This is a genomic window from Flavobacterium gelidicaeli, assembly GCF_013294005.1.
Taxonomy (GTDB): Bacteria; Bacteroidota; Bacteroidia; order Flavobacteriales; family Flavobacteriaceae; genus Flavobacterium.
In genome coordinates this window covers 1-14,964 of the sequence record NZ_JABSNK010000010.1, presented here as the reverse complement: position 1 = coordinate 14,964, position 14,964 = coordinate 1, and the positions used below count along the sequence as shown (strand labels likewise).

General features: G+C 36.0%; 12 protein-coding genes. All 12 read right to left on the bottom strand.

The window, feature by feature from the left end; genetic code table 11:
* The 12 genes from HNP99_RS13800 to HNP99_RS13750 all read right to left on the bottom strand — a co-directional run bounded on the left by HNP99_RS13800 (position 1) and on the right by HNP99_RS13750 (position 14,583).
* The gene (locus tag HNP99_RS13800; RefSeq protein WP_173853973.1) at positions 1 to 1,014 is read right to left on the bottom strand and encodes a glycoside hydrolase family 26 protein; all 1,014 of its coding nucleotides are present in this window, start codon (positions 1,012 to 1,014) and stop codon (positions 1 to 3) included.
* Between the two features lies 1 nt (position 1,015).
* Positions 1,016 to 2,131 carry an endo-1,4-beta-xylanase gene (locus HNP99_RS13795; protein ID WP_173853972.1) on the bottom strand — a complete coding sequence of 372 codons (1,116 nt, stop codon included), beginning with the start codon at positions 2,129 to 2,131 and terminating at the stop codon, positions 1,016 to 1,018.
* 5 nt (positions 2,132 to 2,136) lie between these two features.
* The gene (locus HNP99_RS13790) at positions 2,137 to 3,390 is read right to left on the bottom strand and encodes a hypothetical protein (RefSeq protein WP_173853970.1); all 1,254 of its coding nucleotides are present in this window, start codon (positions 3,388 to 3,390) and stop codon (positions 2,137 to 2,139) included.
* A 65-nt stretch (positions 3,391 to 3,455) separates the two neighbouring features.
* On the bottom strand, positions 3,456 to 3,944 hold the full coding sequence (locus HNP99_RS17645) for an NHL repeat-containing protein (protein WP_217424424.1): 489 nt from the start codon (positions 3,942 to 3,944) through the stop codon (positions 3,456 to 3,458).
* Positions 3,945 to 3,968: 24 nt separating this feature from the next.
* Positions 3,969 to 4,391 carry an SdiA-regulated/phytase-like domain-containing protein gene (locus tag HNP99_RS17640; RefSeq protein WP_217424423.1) on the bottom strand — a complete coding sequence of 141 codons (423 nt, stop codon included), beginning with the start codon at positions 4,389 to 4,391 and terminating at the stop codon, positions 3,969 to 3,971.
* Between the two features lie 118 nt (positions 4,392 to 4,509).
* Positions 4,510 to 5,631, bottom strand: a complete 1,122-nt coding sequence (locus HNP99_RS13780) for an alkaline phosphatase (protein ID WP_173853968.1) — start codon at positions 5,629 to 5,631, stop codon at positions 4,510 to 4,512.
* Positions 5,632 to 6,057: 426 nt separating this feature from the next.
* Positions 6,058 to 7,077, bottom strand: coding sequence for a glycoside hydrolase family 43 protein (locus tag HNP99_RS13775; protein WP_173853967.1), 1,020 nt, complete (start codon positions 7,075 to 7,077; stop codon positions 6,058 to 6,060).
* 6 nt (positions 7,078 to 7,083) lie between these two features.
* Positions 7,084 to 8,559 (bottom strand): MFS transporter, encoded by a 1,476-nt coding sequence (locus HNP99_RS13770; RefSeq protein ID WP_173853965.1) that lies wholly within the window; start codon positions 8,557 to 8,559, stop codon positions 7,084 to 7,086.
* A gap of 42 nt (positions 8,560 to 8,601) precedes the next feature.
* Positions 8,602 to 9,609, bottom strand: a complete 1,008-nt coding sequence (locus HNP99_RS13765; protein WP_173853964.1) for a Kelch repeat-containing protein — start codon at positions 9,607 to 9,609, stop codon at positions 8,602 to 8,604.
* Between the two features lie 59 nt (positions 9,610 to 9,668).
* The gene (locus tag HNP99_RS13760) at positions 9,669 to 10,790 is read right to left on the bottom strand and encodes an endo-1,4-beta-xylanase (protein WP_173853962.1); all 1,122 of its coding nucleotides are present in this window, start codon (positions 10,788 to 10,790) and stop codon (positions 9,669 to 9,671) included.
* A gap of 39 nt (positions 10,791 to 10,829) precedes the next feature.
* Entirely contained in the window at positions 10,830 to 11,945 is a 1,116-nt protein-coding gene (locus tag HNP99_RS13755; RefSeq protein WP_217424422.1) for a hypothetical protein, read from the bottom strand.
* 10 nt (positions 11,946 to 11,955) lie between these two features.
* Positions 11,956 to 14,583, bottom strand: coding sequence for a glycoside hydrolase family 3 C-terminal domain-containing protein (locus HNP99_RS13750; RefSeq protein WP_173853960.1), 2,628 nt, complete (start codon positions 14,581 to 14,583; stop codon positions 11,956 to 11,958).
* Positions 14,584 to 14,964: the final 381 nt, after the last annotated feature.

The window sequence follows — 14,964 nt, the reverse complement described above, 5'->3', positions numbered from 1 at the left end:
TTATTTTTTATCAAGGTGAATAAATAAGGGACTTTCCATTTCTTTTTTATACGCTTCTAATACAAAAGGATTTTTTTCTATACGGGCATCTTTCCAATCGTGCCACGGAAAACCATTTCTATTCGACCAATATTCCCAATCCCAATTGATGTAGCAAAATGCTTTTATTCCTGGATTGTCATATAGCATCTTGAAGAAAGGTTTGAACCATTTATCCCAAGAAACTTCACCATCCATTACACCCACAAAACGTGGTGTACAATCGCCTATCATCACTGGTTTTTTATGTTTATGAGCACCATCAAAAAAGTTTTGCAAACCAATGTTATCAAATTCTTCAGGGCTAAAAATATCAATACACCACCAATCTACATATTGGTCACCAGGATAATATTCCATCAACTTTTTTGTACTTATAAAATCTGCGGAGCCACCGCCTGAGCACCAAACCGTAGCCGATTTTATATTTTTTTCTTTAAATGCCTTTGAAATAGTTATGAATACTTTTTTATAACTCTCAGGTGAATAGCCATTCCAATCGCCTTCGAACTCGTAGCCGATTCTGGTAAAAGACGGTCTGTCTAGTTCCAAAAGCACTTTATAGAATGCTTGTAATTGTTTGTCATATTTTCCGCTGGCAACTTCTTTGTCCAAACCTGCTCCTGTATCTTTTCCACCCGTAAATCCTAAACCAATTTGAGGAATCATTCCTTTGGGCAAGCTATCTAAAACTTGTTTCAAACCTTTCCCCCAACTTTCAATCCTTTTTACTGGTGACGTTATATTGACATACGTCATGTAAATTGCTGGCGTTTTATGGTGTCCAACAGCATTTACATAATCATTAAAACCCTTTTTATCCTGACCAGCACCGTGATAAATTCCGTTTTCGGGTTCGTATTTGGCATGGTAAAACTCACGGTTACCTTTTTTTTCTTGGCCATAAGACTTTACAACCAATAGCAAAAAAACTAGGGCCGAAAACTTCACAATATTATTTTTGATATACGTCATATTATTTGTTTTCTATTTTCATTTTTAGTCCTTCTAGAAAACCATAATAAGCAGGTTTTGGCTTTAAATTATCGTCATAAATAGTAGGCCAATCTTTCATATTGAAAAATCCTTTAATCCAAGAATCTCTATCTGTAAAATCCCAAACTGTAATTCCGAATTGCTGTTCTTTTGGAACAATGCTACGATACATTAAAACTAGATTTTTATATTTTTCAGCCTGTGCTTGCTTCATTTCATCGGTTACCGAAGTATATTTTTCGATACCCCCCAATCTTTCGTCATTGTGCGAATTAAAAATAATATCGACCTCCGATAAGTGAATTTGCAAACCTGTTGCTGCCGCTTTTTTCAAAGAATAGGCAATAGCTTCATCTGGCGTATCCATACGAATGTGCATTTGAAAACCAATTCCATGAATGGGTACACCTTCTTTTTTGAAATCTTCGACCATTTTTAAAACGGCATCTAATTTTGTAGTATCACGCTCAATATTGAAATCATTATAAAACAACACGGCATTAGGATCCGCTTCATGGGCATATCGAAAGGCATTTGCTATATATTCTTTACCCAAATTGTTGTACCAGAACGTTTTTCTATACTCACCTCCTGCAGATTCAAAAGCTTCGTTAACAACATCCCATCCAGCTACTTTTCCTTTGTATCGGCCGACATATTTTTGAATATACTCTTTCATAAATTTACCCAACCAGATGTTGTCTTTGGCTCCTTTTTCTTCTACCCATTTAGGTGTACTGCTGTGCCAAATAAGGTTATGACCAAAAAGACGTTGGTTGTGCTTGGTAGCGTAATACAATAAAGTATCGGCCTTTTTCCAATTAAACTGGTTTTCAGCAGGCAAAATCGACTGCATTTTCATATCGCTAGTAGCGGTGATACTATTGAAATTTGAAATTTGCAAAGCCATTAATGCTTGGTCATTGATCAACTTATTGACATTAATTGCCGTACCAATTGGAAATTCTGAAACATTTTTTAGACCTGCCTCAGACGTAGTTTTTTGGCTTACACTTTTACAACTTGTAAAGGCAAACACCGTTGAAACGAAAAGAATCGTAGCAATTTGAGGATAACGTTGTTTTTTATGTACCATGTTTTTTATTTTTTGACATTAGTTACAGATCCACTCACAATAGTTTCCGATCCGACGTTTTTCTTTATAGAAAATGCTTTTGAATTTTTAAGAACATCTTTTCCCTTTGACTTTGGAGCAAATACAATTCCTCCCCAACGTCCACGAGTAAATTCTGTACCATCAGTTCCTACAGTAGCAATTACAGCTATTTTATCGCTTTTTTTGAGTTCAATGTTTTTCCATAATTTGTTGTATTCAATGCTTTCTTCGAAGGAATTCTTACTCAAAGGAGCAGAATACTTACCCACTTCTTTTCCGTTTACTAACATTTGAAAACCTGATTGTCCATCATTTTCTCCAACACCTATAAAAATGATATCGTATACCCCATTTTCATAAGGAAAATCTGTTGTGACCGTAGCCTCTTTATGTTTTTCAGGATTTATTGCCAGCCATGCATTATCGACATAAAAACTGGTGTTTTCAATAGGAAAATCAATAGCTTTCATGATTTTCGTTCCATTCACAGTTTTTCCAATTTCGTCAATATAAGAAAGAGCTGTAATTTGTTTTTTTATTTCTATGGGACCTTCTCCATTTGGAACAAAATCAATGTCTTTCGTTAGGAGAAATTTATCCAGTTCGACGCCATCTTCGCGCATACTAAACTGGATATCGTGTATCCCTGCCTTTTCGATATCCAAATAAATTTCTTTGGCAACACCACAATGAATCAACTCTTTACGTTGTGCGCTTCCCCAAGTCCACTCATTCTTCCCTTCGCACCATTGCATGCGTTGTCCGTGTTCTGGCCAAGTACCATCAATGCCTACGTGTAGTCCATTGTCTTCTGCACCCATACTAAATATTCGCGCCCAAACATAATAGCGTCCGGGACTACTGATATTCACTTTATAATGAAGAATCCCCATCTGACCGGCTTCATTCGAAAAATTTTCGCCTACAATAAGTTCATCTTCAGCAGTTACTCTTGTGTCGGGTAGGATTTCTAAATAAGCGTTGTTACTCGCCCCAAGGTTGTGATTTTCATCTTCATCTCTACCTACTTTCGGAGCTTCTGTTGATGATGTTCGATACCACTGCCTGATTTCGTTTTTGCTTTGTTTATAAAAATGCTCTGCTTCTACCGCAATTGTTTCCTTATTTCCTTCGAAAACCGTTTTTTCGTTTACAGTTGCTTTTTCGAACTGCTGTGCTGTACTACTTAAAGAAATTGACAGGAATCCCGCCATCAGAATACTATTTTTCAACTTCATATTATTCGGTTTAGTTACTAGATTTATTAATCAATTCGGATATTAAAAAGCCAAATAATTAGTTTTTATTTCTCAATACTAACGGCATATATAATCCCTGCTAGCATATCAGGAACTAATAGTCGCCCTTTGTCCTCTTCTAAATAAAAGTCTGCAGCCGATTTTAAACCCTCAATTAATACCGTTGCTTTTTCGGTTTTTCCATCAATTTTCCAAACTGTTCCTGACGTCCAACTACTAACATAATAATTGCCTTTACTATCTTGTTCGACTCCATCAGCACCTCGGAATTGCCCTTTCAATGGAGTTAATTTACCCTCACGTTTCACTAAAAAATTACCAAGAAAAAAAGCACCTACCATAATATTGCCCTTGTTGTCCACGCCTACTCCATTTGGGTTCAACATCAAGGGAGACGTATCTTGCGTTATGGATATATGTCCATCCAAATCAACATGATAAATTCGACCCAATTGCGGAATCAGCTTTGCCTGTTCACTATCAAGCGGCCAAAGCACTTTATTTTCGTCACGCATGTATTTTACTGCTCCCATGTCAGCCACGTAAACCCCTCTACTTTAAGCATCAACTGCAACATCATTTAAATACAAAACTACTTCGGGGAAATCCTCTTTTTTTACAAAGACAGTTACATGACCAGCACTATCGACTTTCCAAATTCGAGTTAGGTCCGATAAATACAAATGACCTTTTAGAAAGACAATACCTTTGGGATCATCAAAACCTTTTGCAAAAACTTTTACGCCATTTTTAGAGATTTCAACTATTTCGCCATCACCTTGCTCTGCCCCGTTCATAAGGGTAACATAGTAATTATCATTAAAACCTTTTGTAATACTTTCTGGTTTTACCCCCACTTTTAGAGGGAATTTAATTTCAGCTTGTTGCGCATATCCAGACAATGAAAACATGGCCGTTATACATATACAGATAACAATTTGCTTTACCCTTTGTTTAATAAAAATTGTAGATTTTTTCATTTTATGTGTTTTGAAATTAATCCTTGTGAACATTTTATTAAACAAAATTGCTTAATGAAAAATAAGAATTCAAGCGTATGCCTATTATACCGTCTTAATTATAACTGGTATTATTAGTTTACTTTTTAGAATTCCAACCTGTAAGTTTTACTATTTTCGAAAAAATTTCATTGTTTTCATAAATACCATTAAACTCTTCTGATCCTGGTCCAAAAGCAAAAACCGGAATTAAAGTAGCAGAGTGTCCGCCTGTAGAAAATGAAGTTCCTACCTTGCTATAATCATCATATTCCGTTCCGTCTGCTTTCCTTTTTCTTTTTGCAGATAGTGTGAACCCACCTGTTTCATGGTCAGAAGTAACCACGACTAAAGTATTACCCTCTTTCTCGGCGTAATCCAATACTTTACCAATTAGATTGTCAAAGTCTAATAATTCAGCAATCAAATAAGGAGCATCGTTATCGTGCCCGCCCCAATCAATTTGAGAACCTTCTGTCATTATAAAAAAGGGTGCATTGTCTTTACTTAAAAATTGGATTCCCAATTCGGTTGCATTCGAAAGAAAATCGCCTCTACCTTGAGACATTTTTGGCAACTGATCTTTAGCTAAAAGAAAACCCGCTTTTTGTCTTGATTTAATTTGAGCAAAATTCCCTAAAGCTGTAGTGTCAATTCTATAGTTTAGCGCTGTTAATTCGGTTACTAAATTTCGTTTGTCTTTTCGCTGTGTAAAATATTTTAATCCGCCTGCCGCAAAAAAGTCAACTTTACCACCTAATAAGTCTACTGCTATTTCGTCCCCCATACCGCGATTAATTTGGTGACCAAAAAAACTTCCTGGTGTTGCATGCGTAATTGCCGAAGAGGCTATTAAACCCGTCTTCACATTTTTTGACGAAGCCAATTCAACAATTGTTTGTACTGCTGTAGAATCATTTGCAACTCCTATCGCGCTATTAAAAGTTTTGACACCACAACTAAATGCAGTTGCACCAGCGGCCGAATCGGTTATCTCCTGACCTGCAGAAGATGTTTTTATCAGTCCAATATTTTTAAATCGAGTGTAATTGGGTTTTGAATCTTTGAAGAAAAATGCGGACGAAATTTGCGACAATCCTGTTCCGTCACTAATTAGTAGAATTACATTTTTGGGTTTTGGAGACTGCGTAGTTTTTTTGGTAGTAGAGCAAGAAAATAGTGTAAATGCTATAAAAACTGCCGAGATATTTTTATAATTCATAACGTTGTAATTATTATGGTTAGTACTCCTTTTAATAACTATTCAAGTTATAATAGCTTTCATATAAGCAAAAACAGTAGTTATTTTTGGCTACGAATTACATTAATTAGTCCCAATTATTGAGGATCTAAATTACAAATACACTAATTTTTTAGTAATTTGATGATTTGTGCAATTGTATACTTGCCCAAATTTATGTAGTTGCTTATCCTCATCGCTTTCGCTAGGATCTTGGCTGTTTTATTTTTTAAAACTCATGGGTTTGCCCTGAGCTTTCGTATTAAAAACTGTCAGTATTGCTGAATTAAAACCCAACGCATACTGACAGTACCAACCAAATTGTTTTATTCGAACCAAAAGATGCGTACAGCAACTAGGTTTGAAAAATTGACCAACTTAAAAAGTTGAAACATTAATATTTACCTTTTATTCCAAATATGGATCTAAAGTCTGGATTTTACCATTTTCATCATAAGTGATTTCCGCTACTTTTACCGATCTTAAGTGGGTAACTCCTTCAGATAAACTAGAATCGTGGTAGAATAAATACCATTTATCTTCGAACTCACAAATAGAATGGTGTGAAGTCCAACCAATTACTGGATTTAAAATACGACCTTGATACGTAAACGGTCCATAAGGATTATCTCCCGTAGCGTAGCAGATAAAATGCGTATCTCCTGTTGAATATGAGAAATAATATTTACCATTGTACTTGTGCATCCACGAAGCTTCAAAAAAGCGACGATCATTGTCTCCTGCTAAAAGCGGTTTTCCGTTTTCATCTAGGATTACGAGCTCTTTTACCGATTCGTCAAAACTTTTCATATCAGCAGAAAGCTTTGCCATAATTGGATTTAAAGCCAACTCATCTCCTACTGGTTCTTTGTGGTTTACATCATAACTATTGTTTCTATAGCTTTGCAATTGACCACCCCAAATTCCACCAAAATACATATAATAACTACCGTCATCATCACAAAAAACAGCTGGATCGATAGAATAACTTCCTTCAATTGCTTCTGGTTCAGCAATAAATGGCCCTACTGGAGAATCACTAATCGCAACACCAATCTGGAAAATTCCGTTGGCTCTTTTGGCTGGGAAATACAAATAATATTTTCCACCTTTAGTAGCAGCATCTGGTGCCCACATTTGTCTTTCGGCCCAAGGCACATCTTTTACGTGTAGTGCTAAACCGTTATCTTTTGCTTCCCCTGTTGGGCTATCCATAGAAATAACGTGGTAATCTTCCATCCCAAAATGGTCTCCGTTGTCATTAAACGGAATTCCCGCTTCGATGTCATGTGAAGGATAAATATATATTTTTCCGTTAAAAACATGCGCCGAAGGATCTGCGGTGTACATGTGTTTGATTAGCGGTTGCGAAATTGCTTTTTTGTTTATTTCGTCAAAATTGATATGACTGATATTTTCTTCTGGCATAATAATTTAATTTATATTTTTACTTCTTCTTTCTTTTAATTCACTTTCTAGCTGTACTTCCATTTTTTTATCGATCATATAAAAACATACCAAACCGGCACTTGCGATAAAAAATAATCCTGGATAAACACTTACGGCTAATTTAATTCCAGCAATTGCTGATTGCGCTTGGTTCGCTGCTTCAGCCACATAGCCGTATCTCGACAATAAAAAAGCACCTAGTGCACCACCAATACTCAAACCTACTTTTAGACCAAATATCATAGCCGAAAAGATGATCGCAGTAGCGCGTCGGTTGTTTTTCCATTCGCTATAATCAGCTACATCTGCAATCATTGCCCATAGTAACGGAATCGTAATTCCGTACAAAAATCCATGTACGATCTGCGTAACAAAAACTAACGTTATGGAAGTAGGCGCATAAAAATTGAACTGCACTAAGCTTAAAGCAGATAGGAATATAAAGGCAATAAAAATGTTTCTTTTTCCAAATTTATCAGCCAATCCTTTTGAAAACATAATTCCGAAAATCATGAACAAAATCCCACCAGAATTAAACAAACTAAAGGCAGATGTAGGGGCATCTTTTGGCCACTGAAACTCGGTAAGTCCCATTCCGATTAATGAATCATTTAATCCAGCAATCATATTATTGAATCCAATATCTTGCAAGAACGTCGCTTGAGCAACAGGATCTAAGTAATATTTAAAGTAATAAATATACATTCCGCCTTTTAGCGAAAGCGTAACAAAAATCAAAATAGTAACAAAAAGCATGATGACCCAAGGCTTGTTTTTAGACAAATCGAGTAAATCTTGTTTTACTGATGATTCTTGTTCTTTCTTGGGAACAATACGTTCTTTTGTAGTCAAAAATGTGATTATAAAACATATAACTCCTGCTATTGCAAAAATCATCATAGTTGTTTTAAAACCAGCTGCTTTGTCGCCATGACCCAATATTAAAACCAAAGGCAATAACAATCCTTGAATGATAAATTGTGCAAACATTACCGCCACAAAACGATACGAAGACAAACTGTTACGTTGTCCCATATCTCCTGTCAAAACTCCGCTTAGAGCTGAATATGGTAAATTATTGGCCGAGTACACTAATATCAACAAGAAATAAGTCACTAAGGCGTAAATTACTTTTCCGTCTGGACCAAAATCTGGTGTTGAGAAAGCCAAAATAGCGATGATTCCAAATGGCAGAGAAGTCCATAAAATCCAAGGTCTAAATTTTCCCCAACGGGTTCTTGTTCTATCGGCAACAGCACCCATTATAATATTAAAAAAGGCACCAATAAAACCTCCAAAAAAGATAATCGCACTTGCTGTACCTGCTGGAATTTTATACACATCTGTGTAGAAAAACGCCAAAAAGGTCATCAAAGTTTGGAAAATTAAATTGGCTGCAAAGTCGCCTAAACTGTAACCTACTTTCTCTAAAACCGAAAGTTTTTGGGATGTGTTATTCATTTTGTAATTTTATTTATGGTTATTCTTTCTAAACGTTTCCTATTATTTAATCGTTTTATCACTAAAGCGTTCGATCGTTTTCAACTCCGGTTCGCCACCTCTTTGGCCACAGCCCGAAGCGATATACAATTCTTTTTTGTACCAAATAAATTGAGTACCATGTCTACCTCGCTCCAAAGAGGGTAGCGTACTCCAAATTCCGGTTTTTGTATCTAAAACTTCAACTTCATTATATGCTAGTAATTGATCTGCATTTTCGCCACCAGTAACTAAAATTTTATCACCAATACAAATTGATGCAATACCAGCACGCTGCGTAGGAACAGGATTGGCAAGTGTGCTCCATTGTCCAGTTTTGAAATCAAAGACATCCACCTCTGGAATTGTTAATTCAAAAACCTTGTCGATAGCGCCTGATGAAACCCTTCCTCCCAATACATATAATTTTTCTTTACAAACTACTGAGGTAGCATGATCACGAGCTCGAGGTGTATCAGTAAGTTTATCCCATTTTCCTGTTTTGAAATCGTAAACATCAAACCAGCTTACGTGTCCATCCCAGTGACCGTCAATAATACCACCCGAAATATAAAGTTTGTCCTTATAAACATTGGTGGTTGTAGAGGATCTTAATCTATTCTCTGGCATCGAAAATCCTTTTTCCCAACTGTCCTTTTCAGGATCATAAACATAAGCTGTAGCTACTGGAGTTTCGTGTGGGAATTGCCCAGTAGCAGCGCCAACGATATAAATTTTCCCTTTGTAAGAAAAACTTTGAAAATGGTGCAATTCAATTGGCGGTTTGGCACCTGAGGTCCATGTATTTGTTTCAGGATTAAAAATGGACACTTCTTGAATACGTCGACCGCCAAGCAGGTAAAATTTACCGCCAACTTCTGCAAATGCTGCTTCATGTCGTGCTGCAGGTTCTCCTGTACAGGCCAAGGTTTCCCATTTATAATTATCGAAAGATTGTGCAATACCTTGTTGACAAAATAAAGTGAACAACGATAAAACCAATATTTTCGAAAGTCTAGAAAGTCGTATCATAATCTCTTTTAATTTTATTTAATTTTTAGCCGTTTGCAGTACTAGAGTTTACAATAGTGCTATTTTTTCTTCAAAGCCATTACTTGATCGTATGCTTTGTTGGTCTTATTATTTCGATCGAAAAGCAATGGATAGTTTGTTCTGTTTTTGATAGGCCAATTGTTTAACCACGACTGACTGTCATTTACTCCCCAGAAAGTAACACGACTAATTTTGTCTTTATGCTTCAAGAAAACTTTGAATAAATCTTCATATCGTTGCGCAAGTTTCACTTGGATACTGTCTGGAACTCCATTAGTGTACGGATTCATTTTGGCATCTTCTTCAAAATTCTGATCTACATTGGCACCTACTAACTTCTCCGGAACTGGTAAAACAGATATATCTAGTTCCGTAATCATCACTTTCAATCCTAATTTAGAATAAGCAATTATACTTTCTTCAATATCTTTTAATGGCAAACCATCAAGGCTCCAGTGCCCTTGAATTCCAACTCCGTCAATGCGAGCACCACTATCTTTTATTTTCTTTAATAATCGAATAGCACCTTCTCTTTTTACCGGTTGCTCGATATTAAAATCATTATAATACAATTCCGTATTTGGAGCTGCTTTTTCGGCTAATTTGAAAGCGGTTACTAAGAAATCATCGCCTAATTTTTCGAAAAATATAGATTTTCTATATGTTCCATCTTCGTTTAAAGCCTCGTTAACAACATCCCATCCATCAATTTTACCTTTGTATCTTCCGGCAACAGTACTAATGTGATTTTGCATAAACATGCTCAATGAATCTTTGCTTTTTATTGCAAGTACAAAGGGAGACAATTGCTCATGCCAAATAAGTGCATGACCTACAACAAACATGTTATTCTTTTTTCCATATGCCACATATTTGTCAGCTACATCAAAAGTGTACTCATCCCATTTTGGATGAATCATTTCGCATTTCAAATTATTCTCTGGAGAGATAGCACTAAATTGTGATTTGATCAAGTTATTTACATCAGCATCTTTTTCATTGATTTGGTCCGCACTAAGAGCGGTACCTATGTAAAAATCTTGTTTATAGGCGCTTTTTAATGTTGGTGCAGTACTTACAGCTTCCTTTTTAGCCTGACAACTCATCATTAAAACCCCTGCCAATATAATTGTAGCCGTTTTGCTATTTACTATTTTCATATTCTGTTTTTTAAATCAATTTTTAGTTTTATTATCTACTTATTCTGCACTATTTACAATGGTTTTCACGTACTCAAAAAATGCTTTCTTTCGAGCTGAACTCACTTTCCAATCTACAGGTACACTTTGAAACCCTTCTTCAATATTTGTTTCTCCTTCTCTTCTAAAATCAAAGAAACCCCATGAAGCTTTATTTTCGATTGCTGTTCTGAAATTGTTTTCTTCTTTATCAAATTCATAATGATCATCTTCATTAAAAACAATTGGTTTTAGACTGTAACCTGGTACTTGTTTTGTTTTTTCAATCATCATTGCCACCCCTTTTGGATCTTCAACAGCGTTCGCATGAAGTAGAATATAATCAGACGCTTCTATGACACTTGAAGTTGGAATCGAAGCACCTTGAAAACTAGTGGATACTAAATACCTGAAGTTTCCTCTTTTATTGTTTTTTACTCTATTAATCAATGTTGCCATACCACTTTCCGTTAAGATTTTGTGGTCGTAATACGGTAAGTCACATTCATTCACAACTTCGATAAGGATGTTTTTATAGCCACTATCATGAAGTCCGTTTATAGTATTATCAACAGCATTGATTACTGCATTTTCATCTGCTAAAAGTTGGTCTTGTCCAAAATAAAATAATCCTATGATTACGACCATTTCTAATTCATCGGCCTTTTTAAGCACTTTTGTCAATCGGTTCCAATACGCTGGTTTAATCGAACCATCAGCAGTAAAAGCCGAATTGATCCAGTTTTTATTACCATAGCCTGTTGGACTACCGCCTTGTAAATTCACGGTAATCGCATTTAATCCATACGATTTCCATTCTGCCATGGCAGCAACAAACTCGTCTGTATTGCGATCGGCACTCCATTTTTGAGTGTCGGGATATTTCCATAAAACAGCTGTTTCTGGATTCTCATCATCAAAAGTCGCTTGCACCATTCTGGAATTAAACAACAATCCTTCGATAGGTTTCCCTTTCCAAGTTTTGCCCTTATTAATTATTTTTCCATTGATTAAAAAATTATCTTTTTCGATAGAAACAACGGTATGTCCATTAGTGTTTTTAGTACTAACTTGACCATTGGTCGCTATACTAAAAAGAAATAATGCCGTAATTGATAGACTATAAACTATTTTCATAATGTTTTAATTAAATTTTGAATGGGTTTCCTTTTAAAGTAACTGTGCTAACAACTACATTGGCTTCTTTTATTCTTTCCTCATTTGGTTGTGCACCTCCTACAGAAAAAATATAATCGCCTGGACTTACTTCCATTTTTACATCAGCATTGATTTGTGCCAATTGTTTTGGTTGCACTTTAAACGAAATAGTCTTTGTTTCACCTGCTTTTAGAAAAGTTCTTTCAAAACCAACCAATGTCCTTATGGTGTTTTGAAAATCGTCTTTGGCACTTTTCATATACAATTCCGTTACTTCGTCACCATCTACTTTACCAGTATTGGTAACATCAATTGAAAGTAGAATTTCTTTATTCGTTGCTTGTTCTTTGTCTAAAACCAGATTGCTGTATTTAAATGTGGTATAACTCAAACCAAAACCAAATTCATACAAGGGCTTCCCTTGAAAATAACGATAGGTTTTGCCTTTCATGTTGTAATCATCAAAGGCTGGAATGTCATTAATGTCTTTATAAAAAGTAAGTGGCAAACGCCCAGACGGATTGTAATCACCAAATAAAATATCGGCAATTGCAGTACCTCCCGCTTGTCCAGGATACCAAGCTTCAAGAATAGCAGGAATATTGTCATTTTCCCAATTGATGGCAAGCGCACTACCGTTTAACAAAACCAAAACCATTGGTTTTCCTAGGGTGCTTATTTTTTTCATTAAATTGGTTTGAGAAGCTGGTAGTTTTATATCCACACGATCACCACCTGCAAAACCGTCTACTTTCACTTTCATTTCTTCCCCTTCTAAAAGCGGACTCAATCCCATACAAAACACGACAACATCAGATGCTTCAGCCAACGCCATTGCTTCTTTTTCAAGATTTTCATTAGGTGCTTCCCATAAAAAACGCATTATAGCATGCTCTGAATTGTCTTGCTTGTATTCTAATTTAATTTTATAGGCTTTGTTTGCTTCTAAGTCTAAATACTCGTATTCTGTTTTAGGCTCATAAACATTATCACTTTCGACAATTAATTTATCATCAACATACAATTTCATTCCAGAATAAGATTGCCCTCCTATCGCATAGCGACCTGCTTTGGGAACCGAAAGATATCCCGTCCAGCGAACTGAATATTTATCATAACTCATAACTGAGAATGGTGGCGTTGTTGCCCATAAAAAGTCAACATTTGCATCGATTTGCTTGTGTGATGGGTTACCTTTTAATGTGGTATTCGAAAAATACTCCGCTTTTAACCCCTTGTTTTTTAATTTACTATCCGAATACAAGACAGCAGTAGGAACCGCTTCTAATATTGGTAAGCCATCAGCCAGCCTGCACCCTTGTGCAAAACTCACTTGAGCATTTGGCAACTTATTTTTTATTCCTTGCAGAGGCGTAACTGGTTGTGACGGAAAACCGTTGTAATTGCCAAGTAACACATCCACATCATTTGCATTCGGACCAATAACAGCTACTTTTTTCAAGTTTTTGCTTAATGGTAATTGGTTGTTGTTTTTTAATAAAACCATCGATTTCCTAGCGGATTGTAATGCTAGTAAACGGTGTACCTCTGAATCTACTACGCTATACGGAATGTCCTCATATTTCACATCTCCTTTTGGTGCAAACAAGCCAAGTTTTAAACGTGCTTCTACCAATCTTTCTACTGAAACGGTTAGTTCATCTTCAGAAATCAAACCTTGTTCTACGGCTTTCACCAATGAAGGGTAAGAATCCCCACAATTCAAGTCGGTTCCCGCTTGTACAGCCATAGCCGATGCTTCTTCCTTAGTTTGTACTACTTCATGAGCTCCTTTGTCATAAAAATCTTTTACTGCCCAACAGTCAGAAACGATATATCCTTTGAAGCCCCAATCTTTTCTCAATAAACTACTCAATTCCTTATTACCACAACAAGGCACGCCTTTGTAACTATTGTAGGCACACATCACAGAATATACGCCCGATTCCTTCACAACTTTTTCGAATTGTGGACTGTACGTATTCAACATATCAAAAGCAGAAGGATCTACATTAAAACTATGACGACTCGCTTCTGGTCCGCTGTGTACCACAAAATGTTTGGCTGTAGCAATCAGTTTATAGTACTTAGGATCGTTTCCTTGTAGGCCTTTTATAAATTGTACCCCAAGTTCTCCCGTTAAATAAGGATCTTCTCCGTAGGTTTCCATTCCGCGACCCCATCTTGGATCTCTAAAAATATTAATGTTGGGTGTCCAGAAAGTCAATCCTTGGTGAATACCTCTTTTGTTTTTAGATACAAAATCATGGTGTTTGGCTCTCGCTTCATCTGAGATTGCATTGGCATTTTCGAACATTTGCTTTCTATCAAACATGGCACTCATTCCGATTCCTTGCGGAAAAACAGTGGCGATTCCTGCACGAGCTACTCCGTGTAAGCATTCGTTCCACCAGTTCATTTCAGGAATTTCTAATCTATCTATTGCAACAGAGTTGTAGGTCATTTGAGAAACCTTCTCTTCCAATGTCATTTTCGAAACCAAAAAAGAAGCGCGTTCTTCAAAAGTTTTTGAGGCATCTTTATGCACTACTACCTGTGCACCACAAGTTGTAATGGCAAGTAAAAAGAAAAGACAAATCTGTTTTAATGGAGACATATTGTATTTTTTAATTTATAATTGGGTAAATCTTGTTTGACTATTTGGAGTTGTTTTTATTTCGAAAACAGTCCGTTTTTTTTGGGTATAAAACTGAATTTTCAATACAATTTTGAACTTACTATTCTTAAATTATTAGCTGTTATAAAACTGACTAGTAATTGTAAAAACTGTTTGGTAAAAGTAGTAGGATGTTCCGTTGCCAAATGACACTTTTGAAGCTATAACTACAACAAATCGTGCGTATTTCACTATTTGTAGGCGTTAATGAGTGGTTTTAAAATAAAAATCATTGTTGTCCGGTAAAAATAATTTGAAAGTTATTTTTTCTTTATTTTGCAAGGCTTGACGAGGTTTTAACCTAGTTCAGCTTGTTTTCGA

Bases quoted from the DNA above. Each gene is read 5' to 3' on its own strand.
- HNP99_RS13800 (WP_173853973.1), bottom strand. From the start codon at position 1,014: ATGACGTATATCAAAAATAATATTGTGAAGTTTTCGGCCCTAGTTTTT.
- HNP99_RS13795 (WP_173853972.1), bottom strand. From the start codon at position 2,131: ATGGTACATAAAAAACAACGTTATCCTCAAATTGCTACGATTCTTTTC.
- HNP99_RS13790 (WP_173853970.1), bottom strand. From the start codon at position 3,390: ATGAAGTTGAAAAATAGTATTCTGATGGCGGGATTCCTGTCAATTTCT.
- HNP99_RS17645 (WP_217424424.1), bottom strand. From the start codon at position 3,944: ATGGGAGCAGTAAAATACATGCGTGACGAAAATAAAGTGCTTTGGCCG.
- HNP99_RS17640 (WP_217424423.1), bottom strand. From the start codon at position 4,391: ATGAAAAAATCTACAATTTTTATTAAACAAAGGGTAAAGCAAATTGTT.
- HNP99_RS13780 (WP_173853968.1), bottom strand. From the start codon at position 5,631: ATGAATTATAAAAATATCTCGGCAGTTTTTATAGCATTTACACTATTT.
- HNP99_RS13775 (WP_173853967.1), bottom strand. From the start codon at position 7,077: ATGCCAGAAGAAAATATCAGTCATATCAATTTTGACGAAATAAACAAA.
- HNP99_RS13770 (WP_173853965.1), bottom strand. From the start codon at position 8,559: ATGAATAACACATCCCAAAAACTTTCGGTTTTAGAGAAAGTAGGTTAC.
- HNP99_RS13765 (WP_173853964.1), bottom strand. From the start codon at position 9,609: ATGATACGACTTTCTAGACTTTCGAAAATATTGGTTTTATCGTTGTTC.
- HNP99_RS13760 (WP_173853962.1), bottom strand. From the start codon at position 10,790: ATGAAAATAGTAAATAGCAAAACGGCTACAATTATATTGGCAGGGGTT.
- HNP99_RS13755 (WP_217424422.1), bottom strand. From the start codon at position 11,945: ATGAAAATAGTTTATAGTCTATCAATTACGGCATTATTTCTTTTTAGT.
- HNP99_RS13750 (WP_173853960.1), bottom strand. From the start codon at position 14,583: ATGTCTCCATTAAAACAGATTTGTCTTTTCTTTTTACTTGCCATTACA.